Source organism: Mesorhizobium sp. M1252, assembly GCF_040318265.1.
Taxonomy (GTDB): Bacteria; Pseudomonadota; Alphaproteobacteria; order Rhizobiales; family Rhizobiaceae; genus Mesorhizobium.
This window is the reverse complement of sequence record NZ_JAMYLX010000010.1, coordinates 203,649-216,545: the sequence shown is the minus strand read 5'-3', so window position 1 is coordinate 216,545 and position 12,897 is coordinate 203,649. Positions and strand designations below refer to the sequence as shown.

Below are 12,897 nucleotides of genomic sequence, written 5' to 3'. Positions count from 1 at the left end.
TGGTCCAGCCCCGCGAATCCGCCTTGGAGGTGCGCGGGACTGACCCTGATCTTACTTGCCGTGCAGGCGGGCTTCCGCCGCCTTGGCCGCGGCTTCGGCGGTGATGCCGAAATGCGGGTAGAGCTGCTCGATGGTGCCGGAAGCGCCGAAGCCGGTCATGCCGATGAAGATGCCGTTGGAGCCGATCAGGTGATCCCAGCCCTGGCGGATGCCGGCCTCGATCGCCATCTTGATCGGCGCGTTGCCGATCGTCTCCTTGCGGTAGGCGTCGCTCTGCTGGTCGAACAGTTCGAAGCAAGGCACCGAGACGACGCGGGTCGGGTGCCCATGCTTTTCAAGCAAATCACGGGCGCCGAGCGCGATCTCGACCTCGGAGCCGGTGGCGAAGATCGTCACCGCCGCTTCGCCGCTCGCCGCGGCCAGTTCATAGGCGCCTTGGCTGCTGAGGTTCCTGGCCGAGTGCTCGGTGCGCACCGTCGGCAGGTTCTGACGGGTCAGCGCCAGGGTGGACGGGGTCTTTTCCGATCCAATGGCGATCTGCCAGCATTCGGCGGTTTCCACCGCGTCGGCCGGGCGGAAGACATTGTGGTTGGGGATGGCGCGGAGCGCCGCCAGGTGCTCGACCGGCTGGTGGGTCGGGCCGTCTTCGCCCAAACCGATCGAATCATGGGTCATGACGAAGATCGAGCGGATGCCCATCAGCGACGCCAGCCGCATCGACGGACGGGCATAGTCGGAGAAGCACATGAAGGTGCCACCATAGGCGATGAGGCCGCCATGCAGCGTCAGGCCGTTGAGGGCGGCCGCCATGCCATGCTCGCGGATGCCGTAGTGGACATAGCGCTGGCCGTAATCGTCCGGCGTGATGTTCTTGGTCTGGCTGGTCTTGGTGTTGTTGGAGCCGGTGAGGTCGGCAGAGCCGCCGATGGTTTCCGGCACCGCGCCATTGATGACTTCCAGCGCCATTTCCGACGATTTGCGGGTGGCGACCTTCGGCTTGTCGGCCGACAGCTTCTTCTTGTAGTCGGCAATGACGGCATCGAAATTCGACGGCAGCTTGCCGGCGAGGCGGCGCTCGAACTCGGCCTTCAACTCAGGCTTGGCCTTGGCCAGGCGGCCTTCCCAGTCGGTGCGCGGCTTGACGCCGGCCTTGCCGGCGGTGCGCCAGGCGTCGAGAATGTCGGCCGGAATTTCGAAGGGCGGCGAGTCCCAGTTGAAGAATTTCCGCGCGCCTGCGATCTCGTCGGCGCCGAGCGGCGAACCGTGCGCCTTGTTGGTGCCGGCCTTGGTCGGGGCGCCGAAGCCGATGGTCGTCTTGCAGGCGATCATCGTCGGCTTGTCGGAATGGCGGGCGGCTTCGATGGCGTAGGCGATCGCCTCGGGGTCGGTGCCGTCAATGTGGCTGGCGTTCCAGCCCGAGGCCTGGAAGCGGGCGACCTGGTCGGTGTTGTCGGCAAGCGAAACCGGACCGTCGATCGAGATGTTGTTGTTGTCCCAGAAGACGATCAGCTTGTTGAGCTTGAGGTGGCCGGCCAGCGCGATGGCTTCCTGGGAAACACCTTCCATCAGGCAGCCGTCGCCGGCCAGCACATAGGTGTAGTGGTCGACGAGGTCGTTGCCGAAGGCGGCGTTCATGATGCGCTCGCCGAGCGCGAAGCCGACCGAATTGGCGAGACCCTGGCCGAGCGGGCCGGTCGTCGTCTCGATGCCGGTGGCATGGCCGTATTCGGGATGGCCGGCGGTCTTGGAACCCAGCTGGCGGAAATGCTTGATCTGGTCGAGGGTCATGTCCTCGTAACCGGTCAGATGCAGCAGCGAGTAGAGCAGCATCGAACCATGGCCGGCCGACAGGATGAAGCGGTCGCGGTCCGGCCAATGGGGGTTCTTCGGATCATATTTCAGGAAGCGGGTGAACAGCACTGTGGCGATGTCGGCGCAGCCCATGGGCAGGCCGGGATGGCCGGACTGGGACTTCTCGACGGCGTCCATGGAGAGAAAACGGATCGCATTGGCCATCCGGTCATGTTGTTCACGCGACGTCATGGTACCTCCGGGGTGGGGATTTGTGGGCTTGGCAGAGCCCAGGAAAGAGTGCGCGACACATAGCAGCCACGGGCTTTTAGTCAACAAATCGGCTGCACATTTGCCGGTCTTGTGAAGGCTTTGAGACCTTATGGGGCGACCTACATTAGCGTTAGCGGGGGACAGTCGCGAGAGCTTTGTTGACCTTGCCTTCACCCGGTGCCTAATGTTTCCTTGTTAACGCGTTCTGAACGCGAAGCGATTCGGTGATGGGCAGGGCACAGGACGAAGGCCATGACCGGCGAAACCACACTCAAGGAAGTCATCCACAGGCTGGGCAAGGCCATCGAGGGGCTGGAAAACGCCGTCGCGGCCAAGCTCGAGCACGAGCGCGACTATTCCGAAGCCGAGGCTGAGGTGCAGCGCATGAACGCCGACCGTTCACGGCTGGCGCAGGAACTCGACAATTCCGAAGCCCGCGCCGAACGGCTGGAAGATGCCAACAAGGAAGTGTCGCGCCGCTTGGTGACCGCCATGGAAACCATCCGCGCGGTGCTGGACAGGTAGGAGCTGCAGGCCATGGCACAGGTCACGGTTTCCATCGACGGCAAGCAGTATCGCATGGCTTGCGACGAGGGTCAGGAAGAGCACCTGATCGACCTCGCCGAGCGGTTCGACCGTTATGTCTCGCATCTGAAGGATTCGTTCGGCGAGATCGGCGACCAGCGGCTGACGGTGATGGCCGGCATCATGGTGATGGACGAGCTTTCGGAGCTGCAGAAGCGGGTCAAGGGCATGGAGACCGAAGTGCAGACGCTGCGCAAGACGCGCGACGAAGCGCTGACCAAGGCCGACAAGAACGACACCGTGCTGACCAGCGCGCTCGGCGCGCTCGCCCAGCGCATGGAAGACCTGGCCACGTCGCTGGCGGTCAACAAGGCCTGAGCCTTCCCCGCACAAACGAAAGATTGTCGGCCCAACGTCGGTCCGTAGAACGAAAGTGCTCGTTCCGTCGCCAATAATAGTTTCCTATTGTCCTGCAGCCGCGATTTTTGCGCTAAGATGCGGGAATGCCGGAGCGTTGACGCCGTCCACGGCCGCTCCTGACGAAATCTGTTGCTGGGGAAATAACGCCATGAGCCTTCGTATCAACGACATCGCGCCGGACTTCACCGCCGAGACCACGCAAGGGCCGATCAAGTTTCATGACTGGATCGGCGACGGCTGGGCGATCCTGTTCAGCCATCCGAAGAATTTCACCCCGGTCTGCACCACCGAGCTGGGCACGATGGCGGGGCTCGAAGGCGAGTTCAAGAAGCGCAACGTCAAGGTCATCGGCATTTCCGTCGATCCCGTTGCGAGCCACGACAAGTGGCAGGCCGACATCAAGACGGCGACCGGCCAGACGGTGAACTACCCGCTGATCGGCGACAAGGACCTCAAGGTGGCCAAGCTTTATGACATGCTGCCGGCGGGCGCCGGCGAGACGTCGGACGGCCGCACGCCGGCCGACAACGCCACGGTGCGCTCGGTCTATGTCATCGGGCCGGACAAGAAGATCAAGCTGGTGCTGACTTACCCGATGACGACGGGCCGCAACTTCGACGAGATCCTGCGCGCGGTCGATTCCATGCAGCTGACGGCCAAGCACCAGGTGGCGACGCCGGCCAACTGGAAGCAGGGCGAGGATGTGATCATCACCGCCGCGGTTTCGAACGAAGATGCGGTCAAGCGTTTTGGCGCTTTCGAGACGATCCTGCCCTATCTCAGGAAGACCAAGCAGCCGTCAGCCTAGGTTTTCTCCGTCGGAGCTATTTGGGGCTTCAGTCCTATTTGTGGCAAGGCGTGCTTGACCGGCGCGCTTTGCCAGATGACCATGCTCTTGTTCAACCCGACGGAGAAAACGGTTCCTGTCGGGCAAGGGGCAGGGGGGCCGGACATTGGACATCGCTTCGGCCAAACCTGAGGTCGCCGGCTTCTACGACAAGCAGACCGGCGCCATCCAGTATGTCGTCACCGACCCGGTGACGAGACGCTGCGCCGTCATCGACCCGATCCTCGATTTCGACGAAAAATCCGGCGCGACGGCGACCAAGAATGCCGACGCCTTGCTGGATTTTATCCGCGAAAACGGGCTGGAGCTCGAGTGGATCCTGGACACCCATCCGCATGCCGATCATTTCTCGGCGGCGCACTATCTCCGGGAAAAGACCGGCGCGCCGACGGCGATCGGCGACAGGATCATCGAAGTCCAGGCGCTGTGGAAGGCGATCTACAACTGGCCGGATTTCCCCGCAGACGGCTCGCAGTGGGACCGGCTGTTTGGGGAAGGCGAAACGTTCATGATCGGCAACCTGCCGGTCAAGGTGCTGTTCTCGCCCGGCCACACGCTCGCCTCGATCACCTTTGTCATCGGCGACGCCGCCTTCGTCCACGACACGCTGTTCATGCCCGACAGCGGCTCGGCAAGGACGGACTTTCCCGGCGGCAGTGCCGCGCGGCTGTGGCATTCGATTGAGGGCATTCTGGCGCTGCCGGACGATACGCGCGTGTTCGTCGGCCACGACTATCAGGCCGGCGGCCGCGAGCCGTGCTGGGAGAGCACGGTCGCCGAGCAGAGGGCAAAGAATATCCACCTCGTTGCGGCGCGCAGCGAAGCCGAGTTCGTCGACTTGCGCGAAGCGCGCGACAAGACACTGCCGATGCCGCGGTTGATCCTGCATGCGCTGCAGGTCAACATGAATGGTGGACGGCTGCCGGAACCGGAGGCCAATGGCCGAAGGTATCTCAAGTTTCCGCTGGATGGGCTGTAGATCGGTTCATGCTGTAGGCGCCGTCGCCGAAGCTGCCAATCTCCCCCTCAAGGGGGGAGATCAGCTGTTGCCCGACTTTCGCTAACCGCCGACGGACGACAAAACAAAAAAGGCGGCGCCGGTTTCCCGACGCCGCCTTTGTTCCTTAGCCGAACCCACCCTTACGCCGCGGGCTGCGCCTCGATCGTGCGCAGCGCCTGCATCTGGCGCTTGGCGGCGGCCTTGACCGCGTCCTGCACCTTCTCGAAGGCGCGCACCTCGATCTGGCGCACGCGCTCGCGGCTGATGTCGAACTCGGACGACAGTTCTTCCAGCGTCAGCGGCTCCTCGGCGAGGCGGCGGGCCTCGAAGATGCGCCGCTCACGATCGTTGAGCACGGCCAGAGCGCCCGACAGCATGCCGCGGCGGTTTTCCAGCTCGTCCTGCTCGATCAGCATGTCTTCCTGGCTTTCGTGGTCATCGACCAGCCAGTCCTGCCATTCGCCGGATTCACCTTCGCTGGCGCGGATCGGCGCGTTCAGCGACGCGTCGCCGGACAGGCGGCGGTTCATCGACACGACTTCAGCTTCCGACACGTTCAGCCGGGTGGCGATCTCGGTGATCTGGTCGGGCTTGAGGTCGCCATCGTCCAGCGCCTGGATCTTGCCCTTCACCTTGCGCAGGTTGAAGAACAGGCGCTTCTGATTGGCGGTCGTGCCCATCTTGACCAGGCTCCACGAGCGCAGGATGTACTCCTGGATCGAGGCCTTGATCCACCACATGGCGTAGGTAGCGAGGCGGAAGCCACGCTCGGGTTCGAATTTCTTGACGGCCTGCATCAGGCCGACATTGCCTTCCGAGATCACTTCGCCGATCGGCAGGCCGTAGCCGCGATAGCCCATGGCGATCTTGGCAACGAGCCGAAGGTGGCTGGTGACGAGCTTGTGCGCAGCGCTGGTGTCTTCATGCTCGGCGTAACGCTTGGCGAGCATGTACTCTTCCTGCGGCTGAAGCATGGGAAAGCGGCGGATTTCTTCCAGGTAGCGGCTGAGGCCGCCTTCGCCGGAAACAATACTGGGTAGTGACTGGGCCATGATTGCGCCCCCTCTCTATTGGAGTGATGCCCCCGAAACGCGGCGGGCATGTGACGCGAGCACCAAAAGGCTCGCCCGCGGCAACTGAGTTATATAGGAACAAAACCAGAAAAGACAGGCATTTGTTCAACACGAAACAGTGTGTCACGCTGAAGTGAACAATGCCGCTCAGGTTTTAGCTGGCTTGTTTAGACGCAATTCCGGACGGAAAACCGTTTCACACTTTTCCTGGAATAGCTGGGGTTCAGAGTTTGCGAAAGCCGCCGACGAGTTCCTCCATGTCCCCCGGTATCGGCGCCTCGAACCTCATCGATAAATGGGTAGCCGGGTGCCGAAATGCAAGGAGCCAGGCATGCAAAGCTTGCCTGGAAAACGCCTTGACCTGACCCTTCAGCAGTTCAGGCAGCCGGTTGGCCTTGGTGCGGAAGGCCTGGCCGTAATCCGGGTCACCGATGACGGGATGGCCGATATGGGCCATGTGGACGCGGATCTGGTGGGTGCGGCCGGTTTCCAGCCGGCATTCGACCAGGCTGGCGGTGGCAAACGCCTGCTGGCCCTCGCCGAAACGCTCCTTGACGGTGAAATGGGTCACGGCGTGGCGGGCGTCGTCACGGCCTTCCGGCACGACGGCGCGGCGCACGCGGTCGGCGGCACGGCCAAGCGGCGCGTCGACCGTTCCGGTCGGCCGCGACGGGATTCCCCAGACCAGCGCCAAATAAGCACGTTCGAGGTCGCCGGTGCGGCCGTGGTCGGCAAAGGCCTCCGACAGCGCCTTGTGGGCGCGGTCGGTCTTGGCCACCACCATGACGCCGCTCGTTTCCTTGTCCAGCCTATGGACGATGCCCGGCCGCCTGACGCCGCCAATGCCGGAAAGACTGTTGCCGCAGTGGTGGATCAGGGCGTTGACCAGCGTGCCGGTCCAGTTGCCGGCGCCGGGATGGACGACGAGGCCGGCCGGCTTGTTGATGACGATCAGCTCGTCGTCCTCATAAAGCACGTCGAGCACGATGGCCTCGCCTTGCGGTTCGGCCGGTTCCGGCTCGGGCATGACGACCGATACGCGCTCGCCGGCACTCATCTTGCGCTTGGTCTCGTCGACCGGCTTGCCGTCGATCGAAACGGCACCTTGCCGGATCAGCATCTGCACCCGGCTGCGCGACATGTCGGGACCAAGGGCGCTCGCCAGCCACTGGTCGAGGCGCTGGCCGGCCGCTTCCGCGCCGGCTTCGAGCACGGTTGGCGCCGCCTCTATGAATTGTCCAGCCTCTATCAATTCAGGGGTCTCTTCGCTATGAGCGCTCATCGAAAAAAGTTCCGGAAGTTCTGCCATGGCCCGGCCCGTTGCCGATGAAGAAGAAAAGCCGCTCGATCCCGAGATCGAAAAGGTGCGCGGCAGGCTCATCCGTTTCATGGCCATCAATCTCGGCCTGCTTTTGCTGGCCCTTATGGTGGTGATCGCAGCCATTGTCTACAAATCGCGCAAAGCGCCGCCCGCGAACCCGCCGCTCGCCAACGACATTCCAGTTCCGCCCGGCGAGCCGCTCGCGGCCGACATAGTGCTCCCGGTCGGAGCCAAGGTGATCAGCCAGGCTCTGTCGGGCAATCGCATTTCGATCGACGCCGAGCTCAGCGACGGCAGCCGCACCATCTTCGTCTACGACATCGCCGAGCGCCGTATCATCGGCCGCTTCGCCATCCGCAACAAATGAGCGGGCCGAAACAATGACCGGGTTTGCCGACCATCGCCGCATAGCAACCGTCACGCTCGTCGTCGCCGATTATGACGAGGCGATTGCCTGGTATGTCGGCAAGCTTGGCTTTGCGCTCTGCGACAACATCGATCTCGGTGACGGCAAGCGCTGGGTGACGGTAACGCCGTCGGCCGGGCAAGGCCCCCGGCTGCTTCTGGCGGAAGCGTTGGACGATGTGCAGAAAAGCCGCGTCGGCGACCAGACCGGCGGCCGCGTGGTTTTGTTTCTCGAAACCGACGATTTTGCCAGGGACCATGCGACGATGCTGGAAAACGGCGTCGATTTCCATGAAACGCCACGCCATGAGCCGTACGGCACCGTGGCGGTTTTCGCCGATCTCTACGGCAATCTGTGGGACCTGATCGAGCCGAAACGCTAAGTCCGCAAACCGAGATTGCACAGAAGCGGTCCGGCGGTTCGAAGCCCAGTTGCTTTTTCCAAACCGTCAGCCTATATCGCCGGTTCTTGAACGCGCCCATCGTCTAGCGGTCAGGACACCGCCCTCTCACGGCGGGAACAGGGGTTCGATTCCCCTTGGGCGTACCAAACAACGACTTTCCTTCCGCATCATCGAAAATTTCGGGCAGCAGCCGCGCGGATCGCGTGTGACCGCGAGGGTCGGCGGCATCAGCGAAATTCGGCAAGTCCGCGCACCCGAATACACCCAATTTAAGTCAGGCCGCGACGCTTGAAAGCGTAGCGATCTCTGTTACTTGCGGTGCGGGGATAGCATCTGCGGCAACGCGGATTTGGTTTGGCATAGCAGGCATGAATTCGGCAAAAATGATATGCCCGTGCTGTCACGGCAGCGGGCAGGTTTTCGATTGCTTGAAATGGCGTGAGTCGAAAGGGCATTGCTGCCCGCAAGGTACGCATCGGGCCGGCTGTCCCGGGCAGACCATGGCATGCGCCGAATGCGCGGGCCTGGGCACGCTGGCGGAGGCCGAACTCAGAGCCGTTGCGTAGCCTCAGGTCATGCAACCTTAAGCCTCTTTCACCATCCAGCGCCGGCAGTCTCCGCGAGCTTGTGGCGCGGCGCTGCCAATTGCACTAGCATCATGTACGAAGCCTAGCCAAAGGGCTCTTTGCGGCGCCCAAGACGCCGGGGAACATAGGCGAGGGTCGGGGAGGAGGACACCGATGCAGAAATTGCAGTCGCAGGGCGTCCATCACATCACGCTCGTCGGCGCCGGCCGCCGGACCTCGATCGATTTCTGGGAAGGCGTGCTCGGCATGCCGTTCATTTTCGAGCAGCCCAACCTCGACAAGCCAAGCGAAAGCCATCTTTATTTCGATCCCGGCGACGGCAGGCTGATCACCGTCTTCACCGACGAGAGCCGCACGCCGGTCAAGCGGCGCACGCCCACCGAACCGGGCTGCGTCCATCATATTGCGTTCTCGGTGTCGCGCGTGACCTTCCTGCAGGCGGTCGCCCGGCTCGACGAGCGCGCCATCAAGCACAGCGGCGTCAAGGATCGCGGCTTCATGGATTCGATCTATTTCGAGGATCCGCTCGGCCTCTTGATCGAACTGGCGTCCTATCGCTTTGAGCCGCCGGCCGGCTTCACCCACGCCGATGTGCTGATGCAGGCGCACAAGCTGCGCGTTGCGCGCGGCGACTACAACATCGCCGAAGTGCACCTTGCCGACGCGATCCAGACGCTGGTCGAACGGTCGCGCGCGACCTTGTCGGACGACCGGACGCCGAAGAATCCATACTGACGGCCAGCAAAAGGGGAGGACCATAATGGCAAAGACAGTTAAGAGCGCTGGCAAACCAGCGGCCAAGCCAGCAGCAAAAGCGGCAGCGAAGCCGGCCGCAAAGGCGGCCGTAAAGGCCGCGCCGAAGGCAGCCGCGAAGCCGGCCGCGAAAGCCGCGACAAAGCCGGCTACTAAGATGTCGGGGCCGAAGGTCAAGGCGGCGAAAAAACCGGCGCTGAAGCTCTCGATGCTGAAGCCGAGCGTCAACAACATGACCGTCCGGGTGTTTGCCCGTGCGGCCGGGTTCGACGCCGCCGAGACCGACGCTTGGGGCCACACGCGCTCGCCCGAATATATGGCGCGCAATCCGGCGCATCTGACGCCGATGATCGAGGACAAGGGGCTGCCGCGCGGCGTGCTGTGGGAGAGCTGTGCCATCATGCAGTATCTCGCCAACAAGCACGGGCTGGAGAAATTCTATCCCAAGGCGCCGGCCAAGCGGGCGATGGTCGACAGCGCCATGTTCTACCTGATCGGCACGCTCTACCCGTATGTGGCGCGCGCCACCTATCCGGCGCTGGGTTTTCCGCATTACGCCGGCGAGGTCGGCCATAGCGACGCTCATCCGGAGAAGAAGTCCGAGGCGCAGAAGGCCGCCATGGCCGCCATTGCCGAGCCGCTGGAGGTGTTTCACTCCTTCTTCAGGGACGGCAAGCCGTTCATCGGCGGCAAGCACCCGTCGATCGCCGACATACGCCTGGCATCGACGCTGGAGTTCCTGGCCGTCATCGATTATGCGCTGCCAAAATGGGCCAAGGAGTATGTCGCGGCGATGGAGAAGAAACTCGGCCAGGCCTATGCCGAGCCGGCCGGCGACGTGCGCGGCTACATCGCCTATGTGAAGTCGCAGGCCAGCGCGCAAAGCTAAGGATTCATTAACCAGAACGCTGTCTATTGAAGGCACCGCGCGACCACGGATGTACTGGCGCAAGGGTGAAGGGAAAGGTCGGCGCAATGCCGGCCTTTTGCTTTTCGCCGATGCGCCATCAGGCGCGTCTCATGCTGTAAGACATCAGGCATATTGCCATCGTCTGCTTCGACCCTACCATCATGGTCGGCGGACGACACACGAGGAGCTTTGCGATGAAGGGCGTAGCGAGAGTGTTTGCGATTGCCGGTGTTGTGTCGGTCGGAGGCTACCCGTCCGATGCCGCGCCGCTCGACACGATGGCGGAGGTCGGCGATGCCATCCAGGCGTGCTGGACGCCGCCGGCGGGTGTTGGAAATGCCAGCGTCACCTTGAGCTTCAGCTTCAAGCGCGACGGCACGCTGATTGGCCCGCCGCGGCCGACGGCGATCAAGGTCGATGGCGATGCGGATACCAGGAAATCATTCGTCGACGCCGCAACCACTGCCCTGCAAAAGTGCCTGCCGTTGAGCTTCTCGCCGACGCTGGCGCAAGGCGTCGCGGGCAATGTCTTCACCGTGCAATTCGCTTCGCCCAAGCAGTAGGCGAGCGGGCGAGCGTTTCACCGTTTCACAGAAACGGCGACCCCCTCTCTCGTTGTCTTGACGCAATTCCCAGGGGAAAGCGCTACGCGCTTTTCCCGGAAAAACGACTCACACATTTCCTGAAGTTGCTCTGATCAGTTGTGCGGGCGTCTGATATCGACATGCCGCTGCAGTTCCGGCGCCTCGAAGACGTAGTCGGCCCAGGCGGATTCCGGAATCTGTCCGGCCAGATAGCATTCCAGCAACAGGCTCTGTTCGGGATCGAGCGCTCTCGGCGCCCGCTCATGGTCCAGCCCCAGCGAGTGGAACAGGTTCCTGGTCAGGCCAGAGACAGTGAAGTGAATAGACATCTTCGTCTCCTTTGCCCGACACAACGCGAGACACCGGAGAAAGGTTTCATCCGCAAGGGCCGATAACGCGGGATCGATGATTGCGGCGGCCCGGGCTCGCCCGAGCCTGGCCTCGTCTCAATCTTGAAACAAAAGTGTAATAGCGAATTTACAGGAACCGGCATAATACACTCGGCATAAAATACCTGGCGGTTGCTGGCGTCTCTTGAATTAGACTTACCTCCCGCATTGAGGCTCAATCGGCTGGAGCGGCGATCGGCTCCACAGGGGTACAAGGAACCAGGTGTCGCCGATGATGCGTTTGTGGCTTGTCGTGACCTTTGCACTGGTGTCGGTAGCGGCAAGCGTCCTCGGCATTTCGGCTTCCCTTGCCGATCCATGCGCCGCGCTCAGGAGCCAACTGGCACCGTCCGGCCGCAGCGGCGGGATCAGCTCCGAGCTTGCGCAGCTACGCCGCCAGCTTGCGGCGATCCAGGGGCTGGAGAGGCAACGCCGGTGCACGGCGCAAAGTGCGGTGGGGGGCTTCTTCAATGCTTGCGCCGACCTCGCCAAAAGCCGCACACAGGTGCAACGCCAGATCGTCGGCGCCGCGATTTCGCGCCGGGATGCGTCCGGACTGCAGGCCAGGCTCGTCGCGCTCGGCTGCAGGCCCGCCGCCGGGCAACAAAGACAGCGTCCGGCTGGCGCCATGATCGGCAGCAATTCGATGCTGTTTTGCGTTCGTCTCTCCGACGGCTATTTCTTCCCGGCGCCGAAATCGCAGTTCGTGCAAGGCGGCGATGTCAAGGAGATGGTCGATCAGTGCCGCTACATCTGCGACGATGCCGGCGTCGACCTGTACATGCTCAGGGACCCAAGCCTTGAAACCGAAGAGATGGTCGCGCTCGATACGCGCACATCCTACAAGGACCTGCCGACGGCCTTCAAATATCGCGATGATGCGAACTTCAGGGCCTGCGACCTCAAGCGCTATCACCGGCGCGTTGCCGAGCTGAGAGCGCGCACGGTGACGCCAGCCAATATGGCCAACGCGATCATTCCTTTGCCGTCAGCGAAGCCGGATCTTGGCACCGTGGCGCAACTTCCCCAGCCTGGCGCAGACGCTGCAGAGGCCAGGGGCGCCGCCCAGCGACAATCGGTCGAGCCATTGGCCGGCTCGCGGCCGGTCAGGGTGGTCGGGCCGGCTTTCTTCCCGGCGGAGTAACCTGCGCCTAGAGCGTTTCACCGAAACGGCGAACCGCTCTATGTCTTTGTTTTACGCAATTCCGGACGGAAAACCGTTTCACACTTTTCCTGGAATTGCTCTAGTACCAGCTATTCGCAAACCATCCTGTAGCGTTTGCCGGGTTCGCTGACATTCTTGCAGGTGAGCGGATTGGCCGGTTCGGAAGCCATGCTGGGCGGGCTGGACCTGACGTGCCGGCTTGGCGCAGCTATTTGTGTTGTGTGCCTGCGTGCCGCGAGCCGGTAGGGCTCCTGCGGCGGCGGCGTCGGAAACACACCGGCTGCCGCCTGCATCCGGCTGGCCTCAGTCTGCGACGGATCGCGATCCCAGACCCGCCTGATATCGAGCGGCTTCGGGATCACCACCGTGCCGTCATAGCTGCGTGCGCAGCCGCTGCCCGCAAGCAGCGCCAGGCACAGGAAACAAGGCACGATCCAACCGGTCATCAGC

At 62.8% G+C, this 12,897-nt stretch carries 15 protein-coding genes and 1 tRNA gene; 11 read left to right on the top strand and 5 right to left on the bottom strand.

Features of this window, described 5'->3' with window-relative positions; translation table 11 throughout:
• Window positions 1-51: 51 nt before the first annotated feature.
• Window positions 52-2,043: a transketolase gene (gene tkt, locus NKH22_RS21220; protein ID WP_023822276.1), complete on the bottom strand. Its 1,992-nt coding sequence runs from the start codon at window positions 2,041-2,043 to the stop codon at window positions 52-54.
• Between the two features lie 273 nt (window positions 2,044-2,316).
• On the opposite strand from tkt, the gene NKH22_RS21215 reads away from it, so the two are divergent.
• The 4 genes from NKH22_RS21215 to NKH22_RS21200 all read left to right on the top strand — a co-directional run bounded on the left by NKH22_RS21215 (window position 2,317) and on the right by NKH22_RS21200 (window position 4,835).
• Entirely contained in the window at window positions 2,317-2,589 is a 273-nt protein-coding gene (locus NKH22_RS21215) for a DUF4164 domain-containing protein (RefSeq protein WP_023670128.1), read from the top strand.
• Between the two features lie 12 nt (window positions 2,590-2,601).
• A complete protein-coding gene (locus NKH22_RS21210; protein WP_023670127.1) occupies window positions 2,602-2,967 on the top strand; it encodes a cell division protein ZapA in 366 nt (121 codons plus the stop codon).
• Between the two features lie 190 nt (window positions 2,968-3,157).
• Window positions 3,158-3,817: a peroxiredoxin gene (locus tag NKH22_RS21205; protein WP_023693669.1), complete on the top strand. Its 660-nt coding sequence runs from the start codon at window positions 3,158-3,160 to the stop codon at window positions 3,815-3,817.
• 145 nt (window positions 3,818-3,962) lie between these two features.
• The gene (locus NKH22_RS21200; RefSeq protein ID WP_023693670.1) at window positions 3,963-4,835 is read left to right on the top strand and encodes an MBL fold metallo-hydrolase; all 873 of its coding nucleotides are present in this window, start codon (window positions 3,963-3,965) and stop codon (window positions 4,833-4,835) included.
• A gap of 161 nt (window positions 4,836-4,996) precedes the next feature.
• Here NKH22_RS21200 and rpoH read toward each other — a convergent pair whose 3' ends face one another.
• The gene (rpoH, locus tag NKH22_RS21195) at window positions 4,997-5,908 is read right to left on the bottom strand and encodes an RNA polymerase sigma factor RpoH (RefSeq protein WP_023670124.1); all 912 of its coding nucleotides are present in this window, start codon (window positions 5,906-5,908) and stop codon (window positions 4,997-4,999) included.
• Window positions 5,909-6,152: 244 nt separating this feature from the next.
• Complete coding sequence (locus NKH22_RS21190) at window positions 6,153-7,211, bottom strand: RluA family pseudouridine synthase (RefSeq protein WP_023693671.1); 1,059 nt, start codon at window positions 7,209-7,211, stop codon at window positions 6,153-6,155.
• 25 nt (window positions 7,212-7,236) lie between these two features.
• Between NKH22_RS21190 and NKH22_RS21185 the strand changes: the two genes are divergently transcribed.
• The 6 genes from NKH22_RS21185 (at window position 7,237) to tolA (ending at window position 10,872) form a co-directional block, all read left to right on the top strand.
• Window positions 7,237-7,617 (top strand): hypothetical protein, encoded by a 381-nt coding sequence (locus NKH22_RS21185; protein ID WP_023690093.1) that lies wholly within the window; start codon window positions 7,237-7,239, stop codon window positions 7,615-7,617.
• 13 nt (window positions 7,618-7,630) lie between these two features.
• Window positions 7,631-8,038 carry a VOC family protein gene (locus NKH22_RS21180; RefSeq protein ID WP_023693672.1) on the top strand — a complete coding sequence of 136 codons (408 nt, stop codon included), beginning with the start codon at window positions 7,631-7,633 and terminating at the stop codon, window positions 8,036-8,038.
• A gap of 92 nt (window positions 8,039-8,130) precedes the next feature.
• Window positions 8,131-8,205, top strand: a tRNA-Glu gene (locus tag NKH22_RS21175).
• Between the two features lie 594 nt (window positions 8,206-8,799).
• Window positions 8,800-9,381, top strand: coding sequence for a VOC family protein (locus tag NKH22_RS21170; protein WP_023670120.1), 582 nt, complete (start codon window positions 8,800-8,802; stop codon window positions 9,379-9,381).
• Window positions 9,382-9,406: 25 nt separating this feature from the next.
• Window positions 9,407-10,288, top strand: coding sequence for a glutathione S-transferase family protein (locus NKH22_RS21165; RefSeq protein ID WP_352910824.1), 882 nt, complete (start codon window positions 9,407-9,409; stop codon window positions 10,286-10,288).
• A gap of 215 nt (window positions 10,289-10,503) precedes the next feature.
• Window positions 10,504-10,872 carry a cell envelope integrity protein TolA gene (tolA, locus tag NKH22_RS21160; RefSeq protein WP_352538615.1) on the top strand — a complete coding sequence of 123 codons (369 nt, stop codon included), beginning with the start codon at window positions 10,504-10,506 and terminating at the stop codon, window positions 10,870-10,872.
• Window positions 10,873-11,006: 134 nt separating this feature from the next.
• On the opposite strand, the gene NKH22_RS21155 is transcribed toward tolA, so the two are convergent.
• A complete protein-coding gene (locus tag NKH22_RS21155; RefSeq protein ID WP_023670117.1) occupies window positions 11,007-11,222 on the bottom strand; it encodes a hypothetical protein in 216 nt (71 codons plus the stop codon).
• A gap of 292 nt (window positions 11,223-11,514) precedes the next feature.
• On the opposite strand from NKH22_RS21155, the gene NKH22_RS21150 reads away from it, so the two are divergent.
• On the top strand, window positions 11,515-12,426 hold the full coding sequence (locus tag NKH22_RS21150) for a DUF2865 domain-containing protein (protein ID WP_023822595.1): 912 nt from the start codon (window positions 11,515-11,517) through the stop codon (window positions 12,424-12,426).
• Window positions 12,427-12,536: 110 nt separating this feature from the next.
• Here NKH22_RS21150 and NKH22_RS21145 read toward each other — a convergent pair whose 3' ends face one another.
• A complete protein-coding gene (locus tag NKH22_RS21145; RefSeq protein ID WP_023742935.1) occupies window positions 12,537-12,893 on the bottom strand; it encodes a hypothetical protein in 357 nt (118 codons plus the stop codon).
• Window positions 12,894-12,897: the final 4 nt, after the last annotated feature.

Bases quoted from the DNA above. Each gene is read 5' to 3' on its own strand.
- tkt (WP_023822276.1), bottom strand. From the start codon at position 2,043: ATGACGTCGCGTGAACAACATGACCGGATGGCCAATGCGATCCGTTTT.
- NKH22_RS21215 (WP_023670128.1), top strand. From the start codon at position 2,317: ATGACCGGCGAAACCACACTCAAGGAAGTCATCCACAGGCTGGGCAAG.
- NKH22_RS21210 (WP_023670127.1), top strand. From the start codon at position 2,602: ATGGCACAGGTCACGGTTTCCATCGACGGCAAGCAGTATCGCATGGCT.
- NKH22_RS21205 (WP_023693669.1), top strand. From the start codon at position 3,158: ATGAGCCTTCGTATCAACGACATCGCGCCGGACTTCACCGCCGAGACC.
- rpoH (WP_023670124.1), bottom strand. From the start codon at position 5,908: ATGGCCCAGTCACTACCCAGTATTGTTTCCGGCGAAGGCGGCCTCAGC.
- NKH22_RS21190 (WP_023693671.1), bottom strand. From the start codon at position 7,211: ATGAGCGCTCATAGCGAAGAGACCCCTGAATTGATAGAGGCTGGACAA.
- NKH22_RS21185 (WP_023690093.1), top strand. From the start codon at position 7,237: ATGGCCCGGCCCGTTGCCGATGAAGAAGAAAAGCCGCTCGATCCCGAG.
- NKH22_RS21180 (WP_023693672.1), top strand. From the start codon at position 7,631: ATGACCGGGTTTGCCGACCATCGCCGCATAGCAACCGTCACGCTCGTC.
- NKH22_RS21170 (WP_023670120.1), top strand. From the start codon at position 8,800: ATGCAGAAATTGCAGTCGCAGGGCGTCCATCACATCACGCTCGTCGGC.
- NKH22_RS21165 (WP_352910824.1), top strand. From the start codon at position 9,407: ATGGCAAAGACAGTTAAGAGCGCTGGCAAACCAGCGGCCAAGCCAGCA.
- tolA (WP_352538615.1), top strand. From the start codon at position 10,504: ATGAAGGGCGTAGCGAGAGTGTTTGCGATTGCCGGTGTTGTGTCGGTC.
- NKH22_RS21155 (WP_023670117.1), bottom strand. From the start codon at position 11,222: ATGTCTATTCACTTCACTGTCTCTGGCCTGACCAGGAACCTGTTCCAC.
- NKH22_RS21150 (WP_023822595.1), top strand. From the start codon at position 11,515: ATGATGCGTTTGTGGCTTGTCGTGACCTTTGCACTGGTGTCGGTAGCG.
- NKH22_RS21145 (WP_023742935.1), bottom strand. From the start codon at position 12,893: ATGACCGGTTGGATCGTGCCTTGTTTCCTGTGCCTGGCGCTGCTTGCG.